The organism is Rhodovulum sp. P5 (assembly GCF_002079305.1).
GTDB lineage: Bacteria > Pseudomonadota > Alphaproteobacteria > Rhodobacterales > Rhodobacteraceae > Rhodovulum.
The window spans coordinates 3689829-3710165 of sequence record NZ_CP015039.1 but is presented as its reverse complement, the minus strand read 5'-3'; the positions used below and the strand labels follow the sequence as shown (position 1 = coordinate 3710165).

The window sequence follows — 20337 nt, the reverse complement described above, 5'->3', positions numbered from 1 at the left end:
CCATGACGCTGCCACCGCCGAAACTCGACGACCGCGACTACCGGAGCCTCGTCGAAGAGGCCCGTGCGCGGATCCCCACCTATACCGGCGACTGGACCAATTTCAACGAAAGCGATCCGGGCATGACGCTGGTCCAGCTGCATGCCTGGCTGACCGAAACGCTTTTATGGCGGATGAACCGCCTGCCGGATCTGGCCTATGTCAATTTCCTGAACCTGATCGGCACACAGCCCGCACCGGCCCGCGCGGCGACGGCGGAGTTGACCTTTACGCTGGCCAAGCTGGACAAGGCGCAGGATCCGCTGACCGTGCTGATCCCGAAGAACGTCACCGTGGGCGTGGACGACCCCGACCTTGCAAGCCCGATCAGTTTCGAGACCGACAGCTCGCTTCGCGCGATCAACGCGGCGGTGGCCGCGATCACCGTGCCCGGCGCGGTTGCGGGCGACCGCGCGCTGGTGGGCAGCTATCACGAAGACAGCGCCGAATTGCTGCTCACCCAACCTTTCCGGCCCTTCGGCGATGCCACCGCGGCGGCGGAAATGCGCGTGGGGCTGCTGTTGCGCCCCTATCGCGACGACAAGCAGAACTATTTCCTCGACCGCTTCCCCGAGGGTGAACTGGACGTCACCGTATTCGTCCCCGAAGTCTATGATACCGATGCCGATGGGGAGGAGATCGAGGGCCCCTTCGGCATGACCTGCCTGTTCCCCTGGCAGGTGACCGAAGGCGGCGCCGACCTGGTGTGGGAGGTCTATGACGGCACGGACCCGGCCACCGATATGGACACGTCGTCGGCATGGAAGGAACTGACGCTGCGCGGGGACGATACCGCGGGGCTTGCCCGCAGCGGGCATCTCTACCTCGACATGCCGGCGGGGCTGTCGGCGGTGCCCTTCACGGCCCTGTCGCGGGAGCACTGGAAAGACCTGGGGCTGTCCAAACCGCCGGGCGAGAATATCGAACTGGCCGAAGATATCGAGAACGAGGTGTTCATCCCCGCCGATCTTGCCCCCGACATATGGAAGGATCAGCTTGGCCTGCCCGACCCGGACCTTGCCGACCCCATTGCGCTGGCCGGGGCGATCAAGGCGCTTCCCGATGAGCTGGACTTTGCCGCGGTGGAAAGCGACGCATGGACCGATCTGGGCTATTCCGCGCCGCCGGTGACCTATGGGCTGATCTGGCTGCGGGCACGGCTGACCACGGCGCGGGACCGGGCGCCGGAAATCAGCGCGATCCGCCTGAACACCGTGCGCGCCACGGCGGCCACAACGCGCACGAACGAAACGCTGGGCACAAGCGCGGGACGACCGAACCAGAGCTTCAAGACCAAGCGCGCCCCGATCCTGATCGATCCCGCCACGGATACGCCGGACATCACCATCGATCTTGTCGACGCCTCCGGCACCCGCAGCGAGACATGGGAGCGCGGCGAGGATTTCTTCGGCGCCGGTCGCGACACCAACCGCTACCTGCTGGACCCCGAAACCGGCACGATCACCTTCGGCGACGGGGTGAACGGCCGGATCCCGGTTGCCGGCACGCGGATCATCGCCAGCGGCTATCGCGTGGGCGGCGGCGCGGCGGGCAATGTCGCGGCGGGCACCATCACCTCGCTGAAAACCGCGCTGCCGAGGGTGGAAAAGGTGACCAACCACCGCGATGCCAGCGGCGGATCGGATGCCGAAACGCTGGATCAGGCAAAGCTGCGCGCGCCACAGCAGTTGCGCACCCGCGATCGGGCGGTGTCGGCCGATGACTTCGCCGATCTGGCGCTGCGCACCCCCGGGGTCGATCTGAAATCGGCCTTCGCCCTGCCGCTGGTCGCGCTGGATCACGCCACCGACCCGCCGACGCACCTGCCCAACAGCGCCGGCGCGGTCACGGTCGTGGTGCTGCCCAACAATGCCGACCCGAAACCGCAGCCGAGCGAGGACCAGCTGCGCCTGATCTGCGCCTATCTGAACGAACGCCGCCTGATCACGACAGAGCTTTACGTGACCGGCCCGCGATACCTCGACATCAACACGCTGGAGGCCGAGATCCTTGTCCGCCCCGATGAGGATCTCAAGGCCGTGCAGGACCGCTGCCTTGCCGCGCTGGCGCAGTATTTTCACCCGCTGGATGGCGGATATCCCGATGAGACGACCGGCAAGGGCCCCGGATGGCCCATCGGCGGCGATATCTACACGGGCAACGTCTTTGACCGGCTTCTGGCGCAAGAGGGGGTCCTGCGTGTGCCATCCCTCAGCATCGGAACCGCGGATGACCCCGCCGACGCCTGCCTTGACCGGCTGACGGTGCCCGAGGGCACGCTGGTGCATCTGCCCGGCACGGTAGCCAAGCTGACGGTGAGGTATCCGCGTGGTGACTGAGGTTCCCAGACTCCCCGCCTTCCTGCGCGTCGATCCCGCGACCGGCTGGTCGTTCGAGGACCGGCTGAGCGAGAACGTGGTCGAGGACCCGATTACCGGGGCGCTGGTGCTGGGCACGCCGGGGGCGGACCGGGCCGATCCCCTGACCGACCCGTCGGGCAGCCTGGGCGGGCTGACCCTGCCGACCGGCGTGGCGCTTGACCCCGAGGGCGGCGTTCTGGTGGCCGACCCGCAGGGCGGGCGGATCCTGCGCACGCCCCATCCCGGCCTTTTCCCGCCGCCGATGCCTGAGGCACCCCCCTGCCCCGCAGGCTGCGACTGCCCACCGGAGGATACCACACCGCCCTTGGGCTTCGCGCCGCTTTGGGAAACCGCAGCGCCCGCGGCCACCGAAGACGACTGCGCTTTGCCGTCCCACGTCCCCCCGCCCGGTCCCTTTCAGCTGATCCGCCCCCGGGGGCTGGCCTTCACCCGCGACGGCGACCTGATCGTGACCGACGAGGGCGACGAAGACCGGCCGGGCCGGATCCTCGTCTACACCTGGCCGCGGGTGGCGCTGCGCCATGAAATCCGCCTGTCCGGGCGGCCGTGGGACGTGGCCGTGGATGACCGCGGGCGCATTCTTGTTGCCGACATGGCCGGGGGGCAGGTTCTGCGGTTCGACCGGCTTTGGCGGCGGGACGACTGGCCCGGCGGCGCCGGGCAGCTTTGGCGGCCCCGGCATCTGGTGATTGGCACGGACGGCACGGTTCTGGTGATCGACAGCGACCCGGAAACGGGTGTCGGGCGGCTGTCACGCCTCGACCATCTGGGCCGGGCAACCACCATCGTTGCCCCCGACACCCGCGATATCTGGCAGGCAGGCGTCTGGCCGCCGCCCGTGCAGGAACGCGACGGCACGCTTTTCGCCCCGGGCGCCCCCTGCCCCGAGCTGGGCCGGGACCTGTTGGGCGTCACCGTCGACCGGCGCGGCCGGTTACCCCAAGGGCCAACCCTGATCTACCGGCCGCGGCAGGCGCAACGCTTTCGCGACGGGACGCTGATGATCGGGCCGCTCGACGGCGAGACGTTCAATTTCGCATGGCACCGGATGCTGTTCGATTGCACCCTCGGCACGGCCGATGCCCTCGACATCCAGACCTATACCGATGCGGTCCCGCTGGAACCCGAACGGATCGAGGTGCTGCCCGAACAGGCGTGGTCGCGCCGCGCCGTGCTGAAGGCAGACAGCCCGAAAGAGGCGCTGATCCAGTCCCCGCCGGGCCGCTATCTGTGGGTGCGGCTGCGCCTGATCGGCGACGGCACCGGCAGCCCCGCGCTTCACGCGATCGACATCCTTGGGCCGCGCCGGTCCAGCCTGCGCTTTCTGCCCGCGCCGTTCCACGAAGATGCCATCAGTCGCGATTTCCTCGACCGGTTCCTCAGCTACTTCGACACGATCTTCGATGAAATCGCCACCGACTTCACCCGTTTCGCGGCGGAATTGTCCCCTCGCGGTGCGCCCGAGGGCGCCTTCCTTGCATGGCTGCTGTCGTGGTTCGATATCGAGGTGATCGCAAGCTGGGACGACGCCACGCGCCGCGCGTTTCTGGCCAACGCGATGCGCCTGCACCGGGCGCGGGGCACGCGGGCCGGGCTGACCGCGCTGATCCGGCTGCATCTGGGGCTGGACGATCCGATGCCTGCCCTGCTGGAAGACTTTCGGCTGCGCGGCTATGCCCAGCGCCGCCTGATCGCGGACGACACAGACCTGCCGGGTGGGACGCTGCGCATCGGCGGCGTGCCGGTGACGCTGCCGGCCGTCGGGGGCGACACCGCCCACCGCTTTACCGTGATCGTGCCCGAGGCCGCGATCCCAGACGACGACGCGCGCGACACGCTGGTGCGCCTGATCGATGCCTATCGCCCGGCCCATACCGACTGGCGCCTGATCGTGGTGCGCCCGGGCCTTAGGATCGGGTGCCAGTCGATGATCGGGGTCGATACGCTTTTGGGGGATATCCCCTCTGCGCCCCTTGGCGAAACCCGCCTGGGCCAGACCGCCATCACCGCCCCGGCATCCGCAAATGCCGCCCGGGTCGGGACCACCCGACTGGTCTCGCAGACCCATTAAGGAAGGAGACTTCGACATGCCGGCCTTCGACACTTCTTGCATCCCCTGCGGGCTTCAGACCTTCCGCCGGAACACGTATTTCAACGGGAAGCTGCTGACCGAAAGGGATTTCCAGCAAGAACAGGCCTACCTTGTCGGCAAGGACCGCCTGCACAACGCCTATCTGCACGGCACGGGCACGGTCTGCGGCTTGTCGGTCACCGCCCATCCGAACGAGGAATGCCGCCGCCGCTATGTCGTGCTGGAACCGGGTCTTGCCCTGGACTGCTGCGGGCGGGAAATCGTGGTAACGGAACCCACGGTGATCGACATCACCGCCGAGATCGAGGCCCAGGGCATCACCTTCGACGACGCCCATGACGAGGACCTGTTCCTTTCGATCTGTTATGACGAAGCCGGCGATGAAAAGGTGCCGGTCATCCTGCCCGATTGCAGTTGCGCCGACGACAACGACGCCTTCAACCGCATCCGCGAGGGCTGGAAGATCGCGCTGCATGTCGCGCGGTCGGACACGGTGCCCCCGGTGCAGCAACCGACCGACGCGCGGCTTGACTGGGTGCAGACGCTGATCCTGCATGACCAGCGGGTCACCGCCACCGCGGTGGATGAAGAAAACGGGCAGGTCTATGTCGCCGTGACCTCAAGCGATGGCGGCGCGCGGGTTTTCGTCTACGACGCCACGACCCATGATCTGATCACCGCGTTCGAGACCGGCAAGTCGGTGCGCGACATCGCCGTCTCGCCGCGGGGCGATCTGATCTACGTGGTCGGCACCGGGGTCGAGGACGACGACGGCATCGCCGTCTACCGGGAGGCCGATATCCGCAGCGCCGATCCCGATGCGCCGGTCATCAGCCTGGGCTGGGGCCTGCGGCTGGCGGTCAGCGAGGACGGCACCCTGTTTGTCTGGAGCCTCGATGACGGCGAAATCCTCGCCTGGCGCGAGGCCGATATCCAGAACTGGATTTCGGACGGCGGCGTGGGCGTGCCGGCCGGTCAGCGCCGGTTCGATCTGGGCCATGCGACCAGCCCCGACACCCCGGCAACCCGCGGCGCGAACGTGATACAGGTCAGCGCCAGCGGCCAGATGCTGTTCCTGCTGGATGTCGATGCGGACGACGACGACCGGCGGCTGCGCATCTTCGACATCTCGCGGCTGTTCTCCGGCGATGCGGGGGGTGAGCCGGGCGACGAAATCACCGTGCCGGTCAAGATCGACGGCAGGCCGGTGGCGCTGTCGGTGTCGTTCGACGGGGAATATGTCTATGTCCTGTCGCAGGCGGATGCGGAAACCGCGCATCTGGACCGGTTCCAGTTGCTCGACCCCGGCGGCGTCTTCTCGATCCGGCCGGACGGGCGCGGCGGCGCGTGGGCGGCAGAGGCGCTGGATCTGACGCTGGCACCGGGGGAACGCTGGGCCTATGCGCTGGAAAGCGATGAAGAGGGCCATGCCTCTGTCGTCACCCTGTCCGTCGATGCCATCGCGGATGTGTCCGCGCCCGAGCGCGCCAATCCACTGGGCACGCGGCAGGCCATCGCCGGAGAGGCCCGGTTCCTGCGCCTCGCCCCGGTGCTGAACCGGCTTTACGCCGCCGCCAACGATGCAAGCCCGGCGCAACCCAGCCGCGCGCTGGTCGCGGTCATCGACATCACCGAAAACGACTGCGGCACGATCTTCGACGAGATAATCGGCCCCTGCCCGGCCTGTGGTGATGACGGGGATCACTGCGTCACGCTGGCCCATCTGCCGGGCTATGTGCCGGGCATGCTGATGCAGGATCCGGGCATCGGCACCGAAGGGACCGACGCGATCATCGACAACCTGACCCATCGCCGTCTGGTGCCCTCGTCGAACACCATTGTCGAGGTCGTCCGCTGCATGCTGGAACAGGGTTTCGCCCAGGGCCGCCCCGGCCCGCGCGGCCCGGCCGGCATGCCGGGCCCCGAGGGTCAGGAAGGCCCGGAAGGACCAGAAGGGCCAGAGGGCCCCGAAGGACCGGAGGGGCCGGAAGGACCCGAGGGACCAGAAGGGCCGGAAGGGCCAGAGGGCCCGCCGGCGGACGGCCTGAACGACAATCTGGTGCGCATCACCAACCTTTCCTGGGTGCATGACGACAGCCCGTGGAACAGCGTCGGCGCCTTCCTCGACGATTTCAACAAGACCGGGCTGGTGATCGCCTTCAGCGCCCCTGTCCTGTTCGACAGCGTCCGCGGCAACCCCAAGATCCTGTCCGACAGCGAGGTCTTCCGCCTGTTCGCACGGATCACCGGCCCCGGCGGCTGCACCTATGACGTGATCCCACCGGGCCTGACCTGCGAACCCTGCCAGATCGACGCGATCGACGCCGGCGGCCGCATCACCGCCGTCACCGCCACGGCCGACCCGATTACCCAGGCCGTGCGACTGGCCGGCGGCGACACGTTCCAGGGCTGGGTGCAGGAACTGGGCGTGGGCCTCTTCCGCATCCTGTTCCGCAGCGACTTCGTCCGGGACGAAAAGGGCGAATTCGCGGTGGACGGGAACCACATCTTCGGCGCCGTGCCACGACGGCCCAGCGGCAACCGGCTGGAGGGCGGCAGCTTCGAAAGCTGGTTCGCGGTGCCGCGTGGTTGACATTTCGGGCGTCCGGCCGCCGTGCCCGGCAGGCCGACCAGCGCCGCAAGCAAAGGGACAGAGCCATGGCAGACGATGACACCCTTATCCGCCCGCTCTTTTTCGACCGCCAGAACCTGCGCGCCGAAGACCTCAATGCGCTGGTCGACTGGATGCGCGACAGCCGCCGCCGGTTCAACCGGCATGCCATCGGCTGGGGCGTCCTGTCGGGCCTGCCGGTCAGCCCGGTGGCGGGGCAGCCCTGGGCGGTGCAGGTGGGCGCCGGATTTGCCATCGCCCCCACGGGGGCCGAGATCGCCGTGCCCGCGGGTGCGGCCCCCTATGACATCTGCCCCGAGGCGCGCGCCTGCCTGGGCATCCCCGGCCCCTGCCCCAATCCCGGCGACCTGACCGATACCGGCTTTCCGGAAGACCTGCCCGCCCCGGTCAATTTCGCCGATCCGGGTCACCCGGAAGTCGACGCCAACCCGCGCGATGTCGGCTGGGCCACCATTCAGACGGATGTGCCCGGCGCAGACGATCAGACGCGCATAATGGCCCTGGATCAGTTCACGGCACTGCTGCTGGGGGTCAGCGGCCTCATTCAACTTGCCGACCCGATGGACGAGATCACGGTTATCGTCGCCCACACGGCGAAACCGGCCACCGTCACCGCGCGCGATGCCGCCGGGAACATCGTCGATACCCTGATGCAGACCGTCGACCCGATGGTGCCGCAATCGCTGAGGCTGACCGGCGCCGGCATCCAGAGCGTGGAGATAAATGCCGACGGCAACGCGGTCTTCCTTCTGGGTCTCGCGCCCTCCAGCCCGGTCATGGGCGAGGTCTATCTTGCCCTTTGCCCCTTCGACCAGTTGGCCGCCCCGCGCCCGGCGGTGCCAGAGGCCTGCAGGGAGCCGAATGCGGAGGACCGGTTTTCCCGGGTCTGCGAAAGTTACAGGCTGAAGATCCTGTGCGATCTGCCCGCGGGCAATGCCCCGCCCGGATGCGACGAGGTCGAAGCACTGGTCTGCACCGACAGCCTTTTGCCGGTTCCGCCCTCTGACGGGGACTGCGTGGTCATCGCCACGATCGAGGTCGGGCGCACCGGAATCCTCGGGATCGACGAATTCCGGGACCGGCGGCAACTGCTGCCCATGTGGCTGCAGGCCCGGCGCCATGCCTGCCAGTGCGGCGTGCCTGCCCCCTCGACCCCGCCGCCAAGCCCGACACCGACGCCGACACCGCCCACGCAATTCACACGGGCCACGGCACCGACCATCTTCACCCAACCCAGCGAATTCACCTTGTTCTCGCAACCCTCGTTCTTCACGGGCGGGCCATCCTTCTTCACCGGTCCATCGGTCTTTACCGGACCGTCTTTCTTCACCGGGGGGCCGTCCTTCTTTACCGACATGAACCCGTTCAGCGAGTTCGTGAACCCCGGGGACCCGTTTGACCCCGGCCCGATGATGACGGAGTTCGACCCCGCGGCCGGCCGCGACATGGCCGTGACCGACCTGACCGATATCGGGCCAAGCCGCAGCGGCCGACTGGCCGAGATCGGGATCACCAACCTGACCGATTTCATCGGCGCGAGTAGCGAAACCCTTTCAGAAACCCTGGGCATGTCAGAGGTCCGCGTTGCCGAATTGCAGGCCGAGGCGCGCAACCGGACACGGCGGGGTGGCCCCTGATGGATGGCGCACGCGCCCTCGGCCTGCCCTCGGTCAGCGTGGTGATCCCGGCGCTGAGCGAAGGAGAGAACCTGATCGACACGGTGGCCTCGGTCCGCGCGCATTCCGGGCCGCTCGACCCGCAGGTGATCGTGGTCGATGACGGCTCCACCGACGGGGCGCCCCAGCGCACCGCCGCGCGCTTTGCCGACGATCCGCAGGTGCGGGTGATCCACGGGCCCGGCGAGGGCATCGCCCGCGCCCGCAATGCCGGGGCCGCCGTGGCAGAGGGCGAGGCGATCGTGTTTCTCGACGGTCATTGCTACGTGCCCGACGGTTGGCTTGCCCCGCTGGTTGCGCCCCTTGCCGATGAAGCCGTTGGGCTCAGCGGTCCGGCCTTCACCTCGATCCGCGACCATCGCCTTGTCGCCTGCGGCATCACATGGGAGGACGAGGGCCTTGGCAATGTCTGGCTGCCCGCCGGCACCCGCGGCCCCGTGCCGTTCCATATCGGCGCCTGTCAGGCGGTCCGGGCGGATGCCTTCGCCGCCTTGGGGGGCTTCGATCCCGGCATGACCCGCTGGGGGTCGGAGGATATCGAGATTTGCCTGCGGATGTGGCTGATGGGCTACGAGGTGCACGCCGCCCCGCAAAGCCTTGTCTATCACCTGTTCCGCACCTCGCGGCCCTATGACGTCGACCCGGCGCTGATCCTTTACAACCACCTGCGCCTTGCGATGCTGCATTTCGACGAGGCACGGCTGGAGCGGATCCTGGCCCGCATCATCCGCTGCCCCGGCGCAGAGAAATGCCTTGCACGGGCGCTGACCGACGGGCTTTGGTCAAAGCGGGAGGAGATGCAGCGCGCCCGGGTGCGCGATCTCGACTGGTTCCTAACCCGTTTCGGCATCGGGTTCTAAGCCATGACCGCGGTCATCGACCACATGACCACACGCTATCGGCTTGCAGGCACGCCCGAGCGGCGAACCCTGCTGGCAAGGCGGCTGGACCGGGTGGTGGGTGAGCTGCTGGGCGAAGCCCTCGACACCCTGACGACAGAACAGGAAACCGGCGCCGACGGCCCCGCGATCTGCATCCGGCGGCTGCGGCTGTCGCTCTGGCTTGATATCGGGCGGCTGGACGACAGCGCCACCGCGCGCTGCTGGGCCGAGGCCATCCTGCGCGCGATCTACCGCTTGCAGGCGGAGGGCGGGCCGGAGGAGGTCATGCGCTTCCCCTCTGAACCCGCGCGGCTGGCCGCATGGGTCAGCGACATGGCAGGCGGCACCGCCGATTTGCGCTGGTACTGGACCGATTTCCGCCATGTCGCCGACCTGCCCGCCGGCCGCGCGATTTCCGCGGTGCTGAGCCATACGCCGCAGCATGTGGGGGAGGTCATGGCCCTGCTATCGGCGGGGGGCACGATCCAGCAGGTGATCGCCAAATGCACCGCGGCGGATGTCGTCACGCTCTGGCACGCATGGACCGGGGCGCCCCCCGACCCCGGGGCGCTCGTCTCGCCCGATCACCTTGCGCGCATCGGCCCCGTCACCCCGCCGCCGGTCGAGGCCGGAACGCGTGCGGGACGCGCGCGCATGGCGTTCGGCTGGCTGATCGCGCTGACAACCGGCCCGGCCCGGATCCCGGTGGAGGTCGCGGCCCGGCCCGCGCTGCAGCTTGGGCATCTGTCGGCGCTCATGGCGCTGCGGCCAGAGTTGAAAGCGGCGCTGCGACAGCCTGCGCCCGATTTGGGGCGCCTGCGTGCAACCCTTGCAGACCTGCCGGAGGATCTTGCGGCCCCGCGGGACTGGTTGCGCCAAAACCTCGAGGCAGACACCGGCCCCGCCGCGCTGCGCGCCCTCGCCACGATGGCGCTGGGGCAGCCCGCCACGACCGAACCGGTAATGCCGCAGCCCACCGCGGAACGCCTGCGCAGCGCCTATGCCGGGGCCGCGCTGCTGCTTCCGGCCATCGACCGTCTGGGCCTTGCCCCACGGCTTGGCCCGCTGGGCCTGCAAACCCTGCTGGCCGCGTCTGTTGGGCGCAAGCCCGCGCTTCTGGCGCGGTTCGATCCCGGCTTGCGGCACTTGTCGGGCCTGCCGGAAAACGCGCTGCCCGAGTTGCTGCCCAAGCCCGACTGGCCCGAAGCCACCGCCCTCGGCCTTGCCCCCGAAACCCTGCGCAAGGACGCGGACAGCCACGGAACCGGGCCGGAACTGCCCGCCCTGCGCGCCGCCGCCGATCTTTATGCAGAGGGGCTGCGCGGCATGCCGGGGTCGAGCCTTGGTTATCTCGCCCGTCAGTTCTTTCACCAGTCCGGAACGCTGGTCCTTGAACCGGGCGCCGTGACCGTGCGGCTGGACGCCGTGCCGCTGGGCCTATTGCTGCGGATGGGCGGACGGCTGGGGGAGCAGGGCCAGCCGCAAAGCCTTGAGGGGCGGCACTTGATCGTGGAGATCGCCAATGGATGACGCGCGCCCGGACCTTCGGTTCTTCCCCGACACCGCAGGCTGGCTGGCCGCGGCGCAGCATGTCTTTGCCCGGCGGATCGCCGACCTGATTGCCGAACGCACCCGTGCCGGTGCCGAGATCGGTCTGGGCTATGTCCCGAGTGCCGAGGCCGAAAGGCTGGCGCAAAGCCTTGCCGCGCCCGCCACGCCAGACGGTGTCGAAGGCCCGCTTGACCCACTGCCCACGGCCGCGCTGGACGATCTGCCCATTGGCCGTCTGCTGACCCTCGCGGCCCTGCCCCCCGGATTTGCCGGCTGGGCCGCGCTGATGCTGTTGGGCGAAACGGACGCGCGCTGGGGCACCCTTTTTGCCTGGCTGAACGATCATGCCGGGGCGCGGCTGCCAACCGCGGGGCTTCTGGCGGAACTGGCCGGGGATCCGGGCCTGCCCTTGGCCGAGTTGCTGGCCCCCGATGGGCCGCTTTGCGCCCTTGCCCTGATCTGCGACCAGGACGGCGACCGCCCCCTGCCCGACCGGCCCCTGCAATGGCAGCCGCAGGTGGTGCGCTGGCTTCTGGGCGACGCACCCCGCCCGGGCCCGACCCGGCGCTGGAGGGCTTTCGCCTGACCCTGCCCAAGGCGCCCCTGCACGCGCTTGCCCCCGGCACCGCCTTTCCCGGCGACCTGACCGAAGACGCCCCAAAGCGGCTGATCCTGACCGGCGGCACGGGTCATGGCCGCGCGCTGATCGCTCGGGCCGTTCTGGGCGAGGCGCTGATCCTTGACGGCGCGCGTCTGGCGCAGGCGGGCCGGGCGGGCGCGTTGATGCGCCTTGGCCTGCGGGAGGCGACGCTGGGTGCCACGGCCCTGATCGTGACCGACGCCGACCGGATCGACCTTGCCACCCTGATCGGAACGCTTGAGGCTGCACAGATCCCCATCGCGCTGACCGCCGACCGGCGGCTGGCGCTGAACTGGCCGACCTTTGCAATCCCGGCGCTCGGCCATGACCGCGCGCAGACCCTTTGGCGTTATGGGCTTGGGCCGGGGGACGAGGTCACCGCCGACCGCATGGCCCACCAGTTTCGCCTGTCAGCCGCCGATATCCTGCGCGTCGCGGCGGACACCCGCTGCCAGGGGGCCGACGCAGTCGCCAAGGCTTGCCTTGCCCACTCCACCACGCTGCTGGACCGCTTCGCCACCGCCATCGACTGCCGCCATGACTGGGACGATCTGGTGCTGCCGCCCCGGCAGATGCGTCTGTTGCGGTCGATCGTACAGCGCGCACGCCACGCCCGCACGGTATATGACCAATGGGGCTTCGGCGAAAAGCTCGCCCCCAATCGCGGGGTGACGGCGCTGTTCTCCGGCCCGTCGGGGGCGGGCAAGACGCTCAGCGCCGGGGTGGTCGCCCGCGATCTGGGTCTGCCGCTTTACCGGGTCGATCTGTCGGCCACGGTCAGCAAGTATATAGGCGAGACCGAGAAGCAGCTTGAACAGATCTTCAGCGCCGCCGAGGCCGGGAATGCCTGCCTGTTCTTCGACGAATGCGATGCGCTGTTCGGCAAACGGTCCGAGGTATCGGACGCCCATGACCGCTATGCCAATATCGAGACATCCTATCTGCTGCAGCGACTGGAAATCCATCGCGGCATCGTCTTCCTCGCCTCCAACTATCCCCAGAACATCGACGAGGCGTTCACCCGGCGCATCGATCTGACCGTCGAATTCCCGATGCCCGATGCGGGCCTTCGCAGTGCGCTGTGGCAGCGTCTGCTGCCCCCGGCCGCCGGGGCGGAGATCGATGCCGACCGGCTGGGGCGTCAGTTCGAACTGTCGGGCGGGTCGATCCGCAATTGCCTTGTCACCGCGGCGTTCCTTGCGGCCGAGGACGGGGCAGAGCGGATCGAGACCCGGCACTGCCTGATGGCCGTGGCGCAGGAATATGAAAAGACCGGCCGCCCGCTGACCCGCGCCGATTTCGGCGAGGCGTTCCTGCAATTGCGGCCCGCGCGCAACGGGGGCTGAGGGGATGCCGCCGACCACCGCCCAGCCGCGCCCCCGCCCCGCAGGCGCAGCCGCGCCGCGGGCCGGATGGCGGCAGAGACCCAGACGGACCAGACCCGCACACCGGCAGAGGCCCAAATCGAGGGGCAAGAAGCGCAGCGCCCGGAGCGGGTGCCGGCGCCGCCTCTGGGGCTGGGCAATCGCGCGACCGAGGCCTTGCTTGCCCGCCTGCGGGCCAACCGTGCGGCGGCCATGGCGCTGGATCGCGCCGAAGCGGCACAGCGAGAGATGGAGACCGGGGAGGCGGAAACCGCTCCGCCCCCGGCTGAGACAGCTTCGGAAGAACCGGAGACGCAGACGGCGGAAGCCGAGGCCGCCGAACAGCCCCCCCAGTCAGCGGAAACGGCGGAGGACACGGAACACGCCGCTGCGCCGCCCGAAACCGCCCGGACCGAACCACCCGAGGCCGAGACGGAAGAGGCCCGCGCCGCGGCCGAACGCCCTGCCCCGGAAGCGCCGCCCGAACCCGCGACGACCGAGGGGACCACCCCGCCGGACGCGGCACAGACCGCGGCCGAGGGGGAAACGCAGCAGGCGGCCGAAACCGCGGCTCAGGCAGAGCCTCAGACCGACACGGCCGAGGGCGCACAGGCCGCCGGGCCCGCGCCGACCGAGACCGGTACCGGCGCCGCGCCCGCGCAGGCCCCGGCCGACGACACGGGCGGCGTCACGCTGGAACCGGGGCCGCAGATTCAGGCCTGGCGGGCGCGGGTCACCGCCGGCACCCAGGCCATCGAGACACCGGAACTGCCGACCGCCGGGGGCGGTGGCGCGGCGGTGCGGCGTGAGGGCGCCTCCCTTCGCGGCACGCGCACCCAGCGGCGCGAGGCGATCACGCGAGAGGCCGAGGCCGCCGTCAGCCCCCCGCCCGAGACGGAGGAGCCCCTGCCCGACCCGCCGCCCGACCCGGTGCCGGAGGCCAACCAGCGGGTCGAGGACACCGCCGGACGGGACCTGACCCCGGCCACCCTGCCCGATCTGGAGGCCTCTCCCCGCGGCACGCAGCCCCTGGTGCCCGGCGCCGCCCCGCGCCGCCCTCCGCCCGTCGAGACAGAGGAACCGGCGGCCGCACCCGAGACGCCCGAGAGCGCCGCCGGCCCCGAAACCCCGTCGGACGCAGGCGAAGACCATGTCGGCGATATCGAAAACGAGGCCGAGACGCCCGCGCCCGAGGTGCCGCCCGGCACCGCCGAAGGCGCCACGATCACCGACGAACCGCCCGAACCCCGCGAGCCGCTGCCGCCGATGCTGGGCAATGTGATGCGAGAGGTCATCGCGCGGCTGATGGTCAACCCGCGCCAGCAGGCCACCCCCATCGTGACCGCCGCCCGCAACGAGGCCTATCCCAATCGGGTCCTGCCGCAGGCCTATCCCGAAATCGGCAATGACCGGCTGAACGGTCTGACCGAGGCGCTGTCGAACGCGCTTCGGATGATCGCCGCCGATGCAGGCGTCGCCGCCGAGGATCTTGACGCCGCGATCGAACGCCGCCGGACCGAGGTCGAAGGCGCCGCCGGAGAGGCCGAGGCCGACATCGCCGCCGCCGGAACCGAGGAGGCCGAGGCCGCCGAGCAGGACAGCGCCGACGAGGTGGCCGAGGTGGAGGCCGCGGAAACCGCCCAGAACGAACACACCACCGCGGTGATGAGCGCGGCCGAAGGCGAGGCCAGCCCCGAGGTGATCGACCGTCGCGCCAATGACCAGATCCGCCAGATCAACCGCCGCGCAGGTGTGCTGAAGGCCGACTACACCCGCGCCAAGACCCGGTTTCACGGCGCGCTTGACCGGGCCAAGGCCGCGCAGGTCCGCGCCTATGACGCCACGGCGACCGAGGACCGGCGCGCCATCGCGGCAGAGGAGGCGTCGGCCACGCAGGCCCTCGACCAGGGCCGCACGACGATCTGGCTGAACCGCGTGAAGCGCGAATTGAACACCGAGGTCACGCGGCTGAAGGGCGTCGCCACGACCGAAGAGGGCGATTTCCGCGGCGACACCACCGCAGCGGCGCTTGAGGCATCGGAAATGGTGCGCACATGGGCCGAGACGCAGAAGGGCGAGGAAGAAAGCTGGTGGGACCGGTTGTGGGCGCTCTTCAGCGACTGGTCACAGCAGGCCGAGAGCGAGGCCGAGGTCTGGGCCGAGGTCCGCGCGGGCGAGGCGCGCGATGCCACCGTCGGCAACATGATGACGCTGAACGCCTTTGTCCAATCCCAGGGCGAGACGGTGAACCTTGAAACCAACGCCGCCTTTGCCCGCCTGACCGAGGAACAGCAGGCGGTGATCCGCGCCTATTATGCCTCGCCCCCCGCCAACCGCGACACCATCGGCGCGGTGGCCGCGGGCCTGCGTCACCGCCTTGCCGGGGAACAGAAAACCCCGCTGATCGAGGCGATGAAATCCGAGGTCACCGGCAAGCCGCTGAGCGAATGGGCGCAGTTGGAACAGATCGGGAGGGCGCAGCGGTCGGGCTTCAGCGCCGAGCGGATTTCCAGCCAGCTTTACGACGCGATGTTCGGCGGCGTCACCGGCTGGGGCACCGATGAGGACCAGATCTACAACAACCTCTCCGGCCTGACGCCGGTGCAGGGCCGGGCCGTCCGCGGCAACTACAACGCCGATTACGGGCGCAATCTCGACAGCGACCTTGCCTCGGAACTGGACGAGGACAACGCCCTGATCCGTGCCCGCGCCGCGCTGGACGGCGACCCGGTGATGGAAACCGTCGGCGCCCTGAACGAGGCGATGTCGGGGATCGGCACCGACGAGGACACGATCATGCGGATGCTGCGCGGCAAGACCGCCGAACAACGCGCCCGCATCGTGGAGGAATACCGCCGGCAATACGGCGTCGATCTGGAGGCCGAACTCGACGCCGAGATGGACGACCACGATCAGGAGCGTGCCGAGGCGCTTCTGGCCGGCGACACGGCCCGGGCCGACGCCATCGCGCTGGATCAGGCCATGCATGGCGGCATCCTTGGCTGGGGCACCGACGAGGACCAGATCGAAAGCGTCTATTCCGACATCCGCAACGACGTGTCGTCACAGCAGATCCGCGACCCTGACACCGGGCAGATGCGCCGCATGACCCAGGCCGAGATGGAGGCCGAGGTTCTGCGCCGCAATCAGGAGGTCGAGGCGTCCTACGACGACCGCTATGGCGACCCGAACGATCAGGAAAGCGCCCTGCGCGCCGCCTATGCGGACGAGTTGAGCGGCCCCGACCTCGACCTTGCCAATGCGCTGGCAGACAATGACCTTGTCGCCGCCGACGCCGCCCGGCTGGAGCGGGAACGGCTGGGCTTTTACACCGATGACGACGTCGTCAACGGGGTACTGGAAAACCAGTACGCCCGCGCGCTGGACGCCGTGGAGCGCGACCCCGCGACCGAGCGCCGGCGGCAGGCCCTGCGCGACCGCGCGCAGCGGGAGGGCTGGGATCCCTACCAGCTAGCCAATGCCGAACGCGCCCTGCAACGGGAGCTGGAGCAGGAGGCCCGCGTCGGTGCCTCTGAAAACATGGCGGCGCTGGAGGCGCGTTACGACAGCAAATACTCGCGCTGGGGGTCCGGTGGTCTGCAGACCATGATCACCTTCAACATGTCCGGGACCGACCGGGAACGGGCCCGGACGCTGACCCAACAGGGCGGCTATCTCAGCCCCGCCCAGCGGATCGACTATGCCACCCGCGGCGTGGGCACCGACGAGGCGGAGTTCGAGCGCGCGATGGCCGGGCGCACCGCCGCCGAGATCGCCGAGATCAACCGCGAACTGGCCCGCATGGGCCGCCCGACCGTGCAGGAGATCGCCCGCGACGAACTGGACGGGCGCGACTATCAGGACATGAGCCTGCGCCTGCGCGGCGTCCCCGAGAATGCCGAGGAGGAACTGCGGCAGGCCGAACTGCGCGTGCAGTGGGAATTGCAGAACTCTCCCGTGCAGGGGGTGCAGCGCGACGTGATGCAGGCGCGGCTGGACCGGATGCGCAACCAGTACGCGCTGATCAACGACCCCGACGCCGACCCGGTGGAACGCCGCCGCGCCCTGCAACAGTTCCAGGCTCGCGGCACCGGGGTCGAGGCCGGCGTGGACAGCTATCGCGCGCAGGTCGATGCGGTCACCGATGCGGTGGCCACCACCCTGTCGCTTGCGGCCGCGATCACGGTCACGATCCTGACCGGCGGCGTCGCGGGCGCGGTTCTGGGGGCGCTGGCCGCCGCAGCGATGAGCATGTCGGTCAAGGCGGGCCTGAAGGGCGCGGCCTATGGCGCCGACGAAATGGCCGTGGATGCCGTGGTGGGCATCGTGGACGCCGTGGCCGCCTATGCCACCTTCGGGATGGGCAATGCCCTGTTGCGGGTCGCCACCAGCCAGGGTGGCCGGGTCGGGCGGCTGGGGGGCACGCGGCTGGCCTCCACCCTGTCGCGGATGGCAGTGGCCAGTTCCCGCACCCAGCGCATGTTCGCCCATGGCATGTCGGAAATGGTCGAGGGCGTGGCCGGGTCGCTGCCCTCGGCCCTTGCGGGCAACATGCTGAACGACCGCAACTGGGAACAGGGCAACCCGTTCACCAACATCATCGGCGGCACGCTGATGGAAACCGGCATGGGCGCGGTGGTGTCGGGGGGAATGGGCAGCCTTGGCGGGTTCTCGATGCCCCATGTCGACCCGCCCACGCCGCGCACCGGCGATATCCTTGCCCATCGCGGCACCCCCGCCGACCGGGTGGCGGCGTGGCGTGCCCACAAGGCGGAAAACCCCGATGCGGACATGCGCAGTTTCCTGCGCCAATACGACGATCAGGTGCGCGACCGTCTGGCCGCCGAAAGCCGCGATGCCGGCATTCAGCGCGAATTGCGGGGCGAGTTGCTGTCGGGCATCCCGCCCGCCCAGCGCCGCCAGTTTGCCGATGTGCCGATCGAGGTCATGTCAGAGGCCGATTTCCGCGCCTTCACGCGGTCTGACAGCGCCTCGGCCGTCACCATCATCGAAAATGGCGAGCCGCGGATCATCCTGCGCGACGGCGCCCCGCCCGGCGCCCTGCGCGAGGAAGGGATCCACCTGCAACAGATCGCCGACCCCGATCTGGGCCGCCTTGCCCGCCGGCTGGACGAAGGCCGCCTGCAGGACTGGGACAGCATGGGCCTGGCCGACCAGCTGGAGCTTTACACGATCAAGATCGATCTGGAGATCGACGCGCAGAACCGGCTGATCGCGGGCCTGCGCGACGACATCGCCCGCAATGCCGATCCGGCACAGGCCCGCGGGCTGCAACGCCAGTTGGACCTGGCCGAGGTCAACCTGCGCAACCTGACCCAGCGTGCGCGCGAGGTCGCCGATATCGGCCCGCTTGACCGGATCGCGATGTCGCGGGGTCTGCGCGATCCGCCGGATTTCCTAGACCAGCCGCCGCGCCTGTTCCAGAAGGATGGCGACAATCTGGTGGCCGACGCAACAGCCGACGCCGCCGACGCGGCGCCCACAAGGACGGAAGTGACCGACAGCGGGCTGTCGGGGCGCAGGGACTTCAACGAAAACACCGACCGGGTGCAGCGGATCGGCGACGAGGACTTTGTCGAACGCTCTGTCACCCTGCCCCGCGATGCGCAGATCCAGACCCGTCAGGTGGTCGACGGGGCCGAGGTCGACGTGACGCTGGAGATGCGGCGCGGGCGGTTGGTGGACGTGGCCACCGGCAAGACCGTCCCCCACACCCCGCCGACCGAGTTCGTCGCGCGGGGCAACACGCCCGCCTTCAAGGTCACCGGCCGGGGCGAGGTTCGGGTGCAACGCCGCGTCCGGCAGGTGGAGGTGACCCGGACCGAAAACGGGGTAGAGCGCCGCCTGCGGGTACAGGACGAAACCCGCCCGATCCGCGCCCGCGACCTGACAGAGATGTCCTGGCGCGAACGGGGCACCGCGACGGGTGCGAAAGGCGAAGCGGGGGAACTGGCATCGCAAATGGTCGGCCGGGCCGACAACCGCGTGCTGGCGACCTTCGATGTGCAGCGGGCGGACGGCACCGGGCTGGACAGTGTGGAACTGATCCTCGATGCCGACGGGCGGCCGGTCTTCCGGCTGGTGGAGGCCAAGAACTATGGCGAGGGCAACTATGTCTCGTTCGAGGATTTCACCGCGATCCTGTTCGGGACCCGCCAGACCTCGGGCAATCTGGACAACAACCTGGCACTTCTGGACGACGCGCTCAGACCCAGCGACAGCATGGTCCGGCAGGCCCATGCCCGCGTCGCGGAGGACTTCCCCGAACTCACCCCCGCCCAGATCCAGGAACTTGGGCCAGAGGGGATCGCCCAGCGCGGGCGGGATTTCAACGACGCGATGGCCGCAGAGATCGACCGGCGCATGGCCGCGCAATTGTCAGAGGCGCTGGGCCAGCCCTTCACGGTCGACAGCTATCGCCACGCGCTTGCCGCCTTGCAGGATCTCAGCCTTCAGCCCCTGATCCGGCGCAGCCCGGGGACGATGATCGGCCAGCGGGGCAGCGGGTCTGCCTTCAACCGGCTGCGGCGGCATTGGGGGCGGATGCGCGACTACCTTGCCCATCTGGCGCTGCGGGGGGCGCGGCCCGATATCCGGGCCCCGCGCCATTTCGAAGACCTTGTCGATGATATCCCGCCCGATGTCTTCCGCGACGCCGAGGCCGCGGTCCGCGGTCTGGACGGGTTCCGCGCCCGTGGCGATATCGACGCAGAGCGGTTGGTGCCCAGCGATGTCGATGGCGCGCGCTACATGGCCCGCGGCGCGACGCCTGCCGGCGACCGGTTCTTCGACGTGGTCCCGGTGGACGCCGGCGATGTGGCGGGCGGGGATGTCGACGCGCTGGTGCAGGGGCTGCGCGGCCGGCTCGACACGCCCTTGACCACCGCGTCGGGCAGTCATGCGCCGCTGAACCTGATCGTGGATCTGTCCGATCTTGCGGGCGACAAGGCGGCCGTGGAGCAACAGTTGATAGATGCCCTGCGTGCCGCCTATGGCGACCGCGCCGACGAGATGATGAGCCGCGTGGTCATTTTGCAGACGCGCAACTAGTCTGGGGATG

Annotated in this window: 9 protein-coding genes; all 9 read left to right on the top strand. The window is 69.4% G+C overall.

The features are described 5' to 3' along the window. Positions 1–2 precede the first annotated feature (2 nt). The 9 genes from RGUI_RS17545 (at position 3) to RGUI_RS17505 (ending at position 20327) form a co-directional block, all read left to right on the top strand. Positions 3–2378 (top strand): putative baseplate assembly protein, encoded by a 2376-nt coding sequence (locus tag RGUI_RS17545; RefSeq protein ID WP_081535326.1) that lies wholly within the window; start codon positions 3–5, stop codon positions 2376–2378. Continuing rightward, positions 2371–4491 (top strand): phage tail protein, encoded by a 2121-nt coding sequence (locus RGUI_RS17540; protein WP_156883019.1) that lies wholly within the window; start codon positions 2371–2373, stop codon positions 4489–4491. Before RGUI_RS17545 ends, RGUI_RS17540 begins: the two co-directional genes overlap by 8 nt. A gap of 16 nt (positions 4492–4507) precedes the next feature. Beyond that, complete coding sequence (locus RGUI_RS21930) at positions 4508–7105, top strand: hypothetical protein (protein ID WP_081535322.1); 2598 nt, start codon at positions 4508–4510, stop codon at positions 7103–7105. A 65-nt stretch (positions 7106–7170) separates the two neighbouring features. Next, entirely contained in the window at positions 7171–8781 is a 1611-nt protein-coding gene (locus RGUI_RS17530; protein ID WP_081535320.1) for a hypothetical protein, read from the top strand. Then, entirely contained in the window at positions 8781–9680 is a 900-nt protein-coding gene (locus RGUI_RS17525) for a glycosyltransferase family 2 protein (RefSeq protein ID WP_081535318.1), read from the top strand. The genes RGUI_RS17530 and RGUI_RS17525 overlap by 1 nt, the downstream gene beginning before the upstream one ends. 3 nt (positions 9681–9683) lie before the next feature. Then, the gene (locus RGUI_RS17520; RefSeq protein WP_081535316.1) at positions 9684–11231 is read left to right on the top strand and encodes a hypothetical protein; all 1548 of its coding nucleotides are present in this window, start codon (positions 9684–9686) and stop codon (positions 11229–11231) included. Next, positions 11224–11838 carry a hypothetical protein gene (locus RGUI_RS17515; RefSeq protein WP_081535314.1) on the top strand — a complete coding sequence of 205 codons (615 nt, stop codon included), beginning with the start codon at positions 11224–11226 and terminating at the stop codon, positions 11836–11838. The genes RGUI_RS17520 and RGUI_RS17515 overlap by 8 nt, the downstream gene beginning before the upstream one ends. Next, positions 11757–13238 carry an ATP-binding protein gene (locus tag RGUI_RS17510; protein ID WP_081535312.1) on the top strand — a complete coding sequence of 494 codons (1482 nt, stop codon included), beginning with the start codon at positions 11757–11759 and terminating at the stop codon, positions 13236–13238. The genes RGUI_RS17515 and RGUI_RS17510 overlap by 82 nt, the downstream gene beginning before the upstream one ends. 66 nt (positions 13239–13304) lie before the next feature. Then, positions 13305–20327, top strand: coding sequence for an annexin (locus RGUI_RS17505; protein ID WP_081535310.1), 7023 nt, complete (start codon positions 13305–13307; stop codon positions 20325–20327). Positions 20328–20337: the final 10 nt, after the last annotated feature.

Excerpts from the sequence above, each read along its gene's own strand:
- RGUI_RS21930 (WP_081535322.1), top strand. The coding sequence starts at position 4,508 with ATGCCGGCCTTCGACACTTCTTGCATCCCCTGCGGGCTTCAGACCTTC.
- RGUI_RS17525 (WP_081535318.1), top strand. The coding sequence starts at position 8,781 with ATGGATGGCGCACGCGCCCTCGGCCTGCCCTCGGTCAGCGTGGTGATC.
- RGUI_RS17510 (WP_081535312.1), top strand. The coding sequence starts at position 11,757 with ATGGCAGCCGCAGGTGGTGCGCTGGCTTCTGGGCGACGCACCCCGCCC.
- RGUI_RS17520 (WP_081535316.1), top strand. The coding sequence starts at position 9,684 with ATGACCGCGGTCATCGACCACATGACCACACGCTATCGGCTTGCAGGC.
- RGUI_RS17530 (WP_081535320.1), top strand. The coding sequence starts at position 7,171 with ATGGCAGACGATGACACCCTTATCCGCCCGCTCTTTTTCGACCGCCAG.
- RGUI_RS17515 (WP_081535314.1), top strand. The coding sequence starts at position 11,224 with ATGGATGACGCGCGCCCGGACCTTCGGTTCTTCCCCGACACCGCAGGC.
- RGUI_RS17545 (WP_081535326.1), top strand. The coding sequence starts at position 3 with ATGACGCTGCCACCGCCGAAACTCGACGACCGCGACTACCGGAGCCTC.
- RGUI_RS17505 (WP_081535310.1), top strand. The coding sequence starts at position 13,305 with ATGGCGGCAGAGACCCAGACGGACCAGACCCGCACACCGGCAGAGGCC.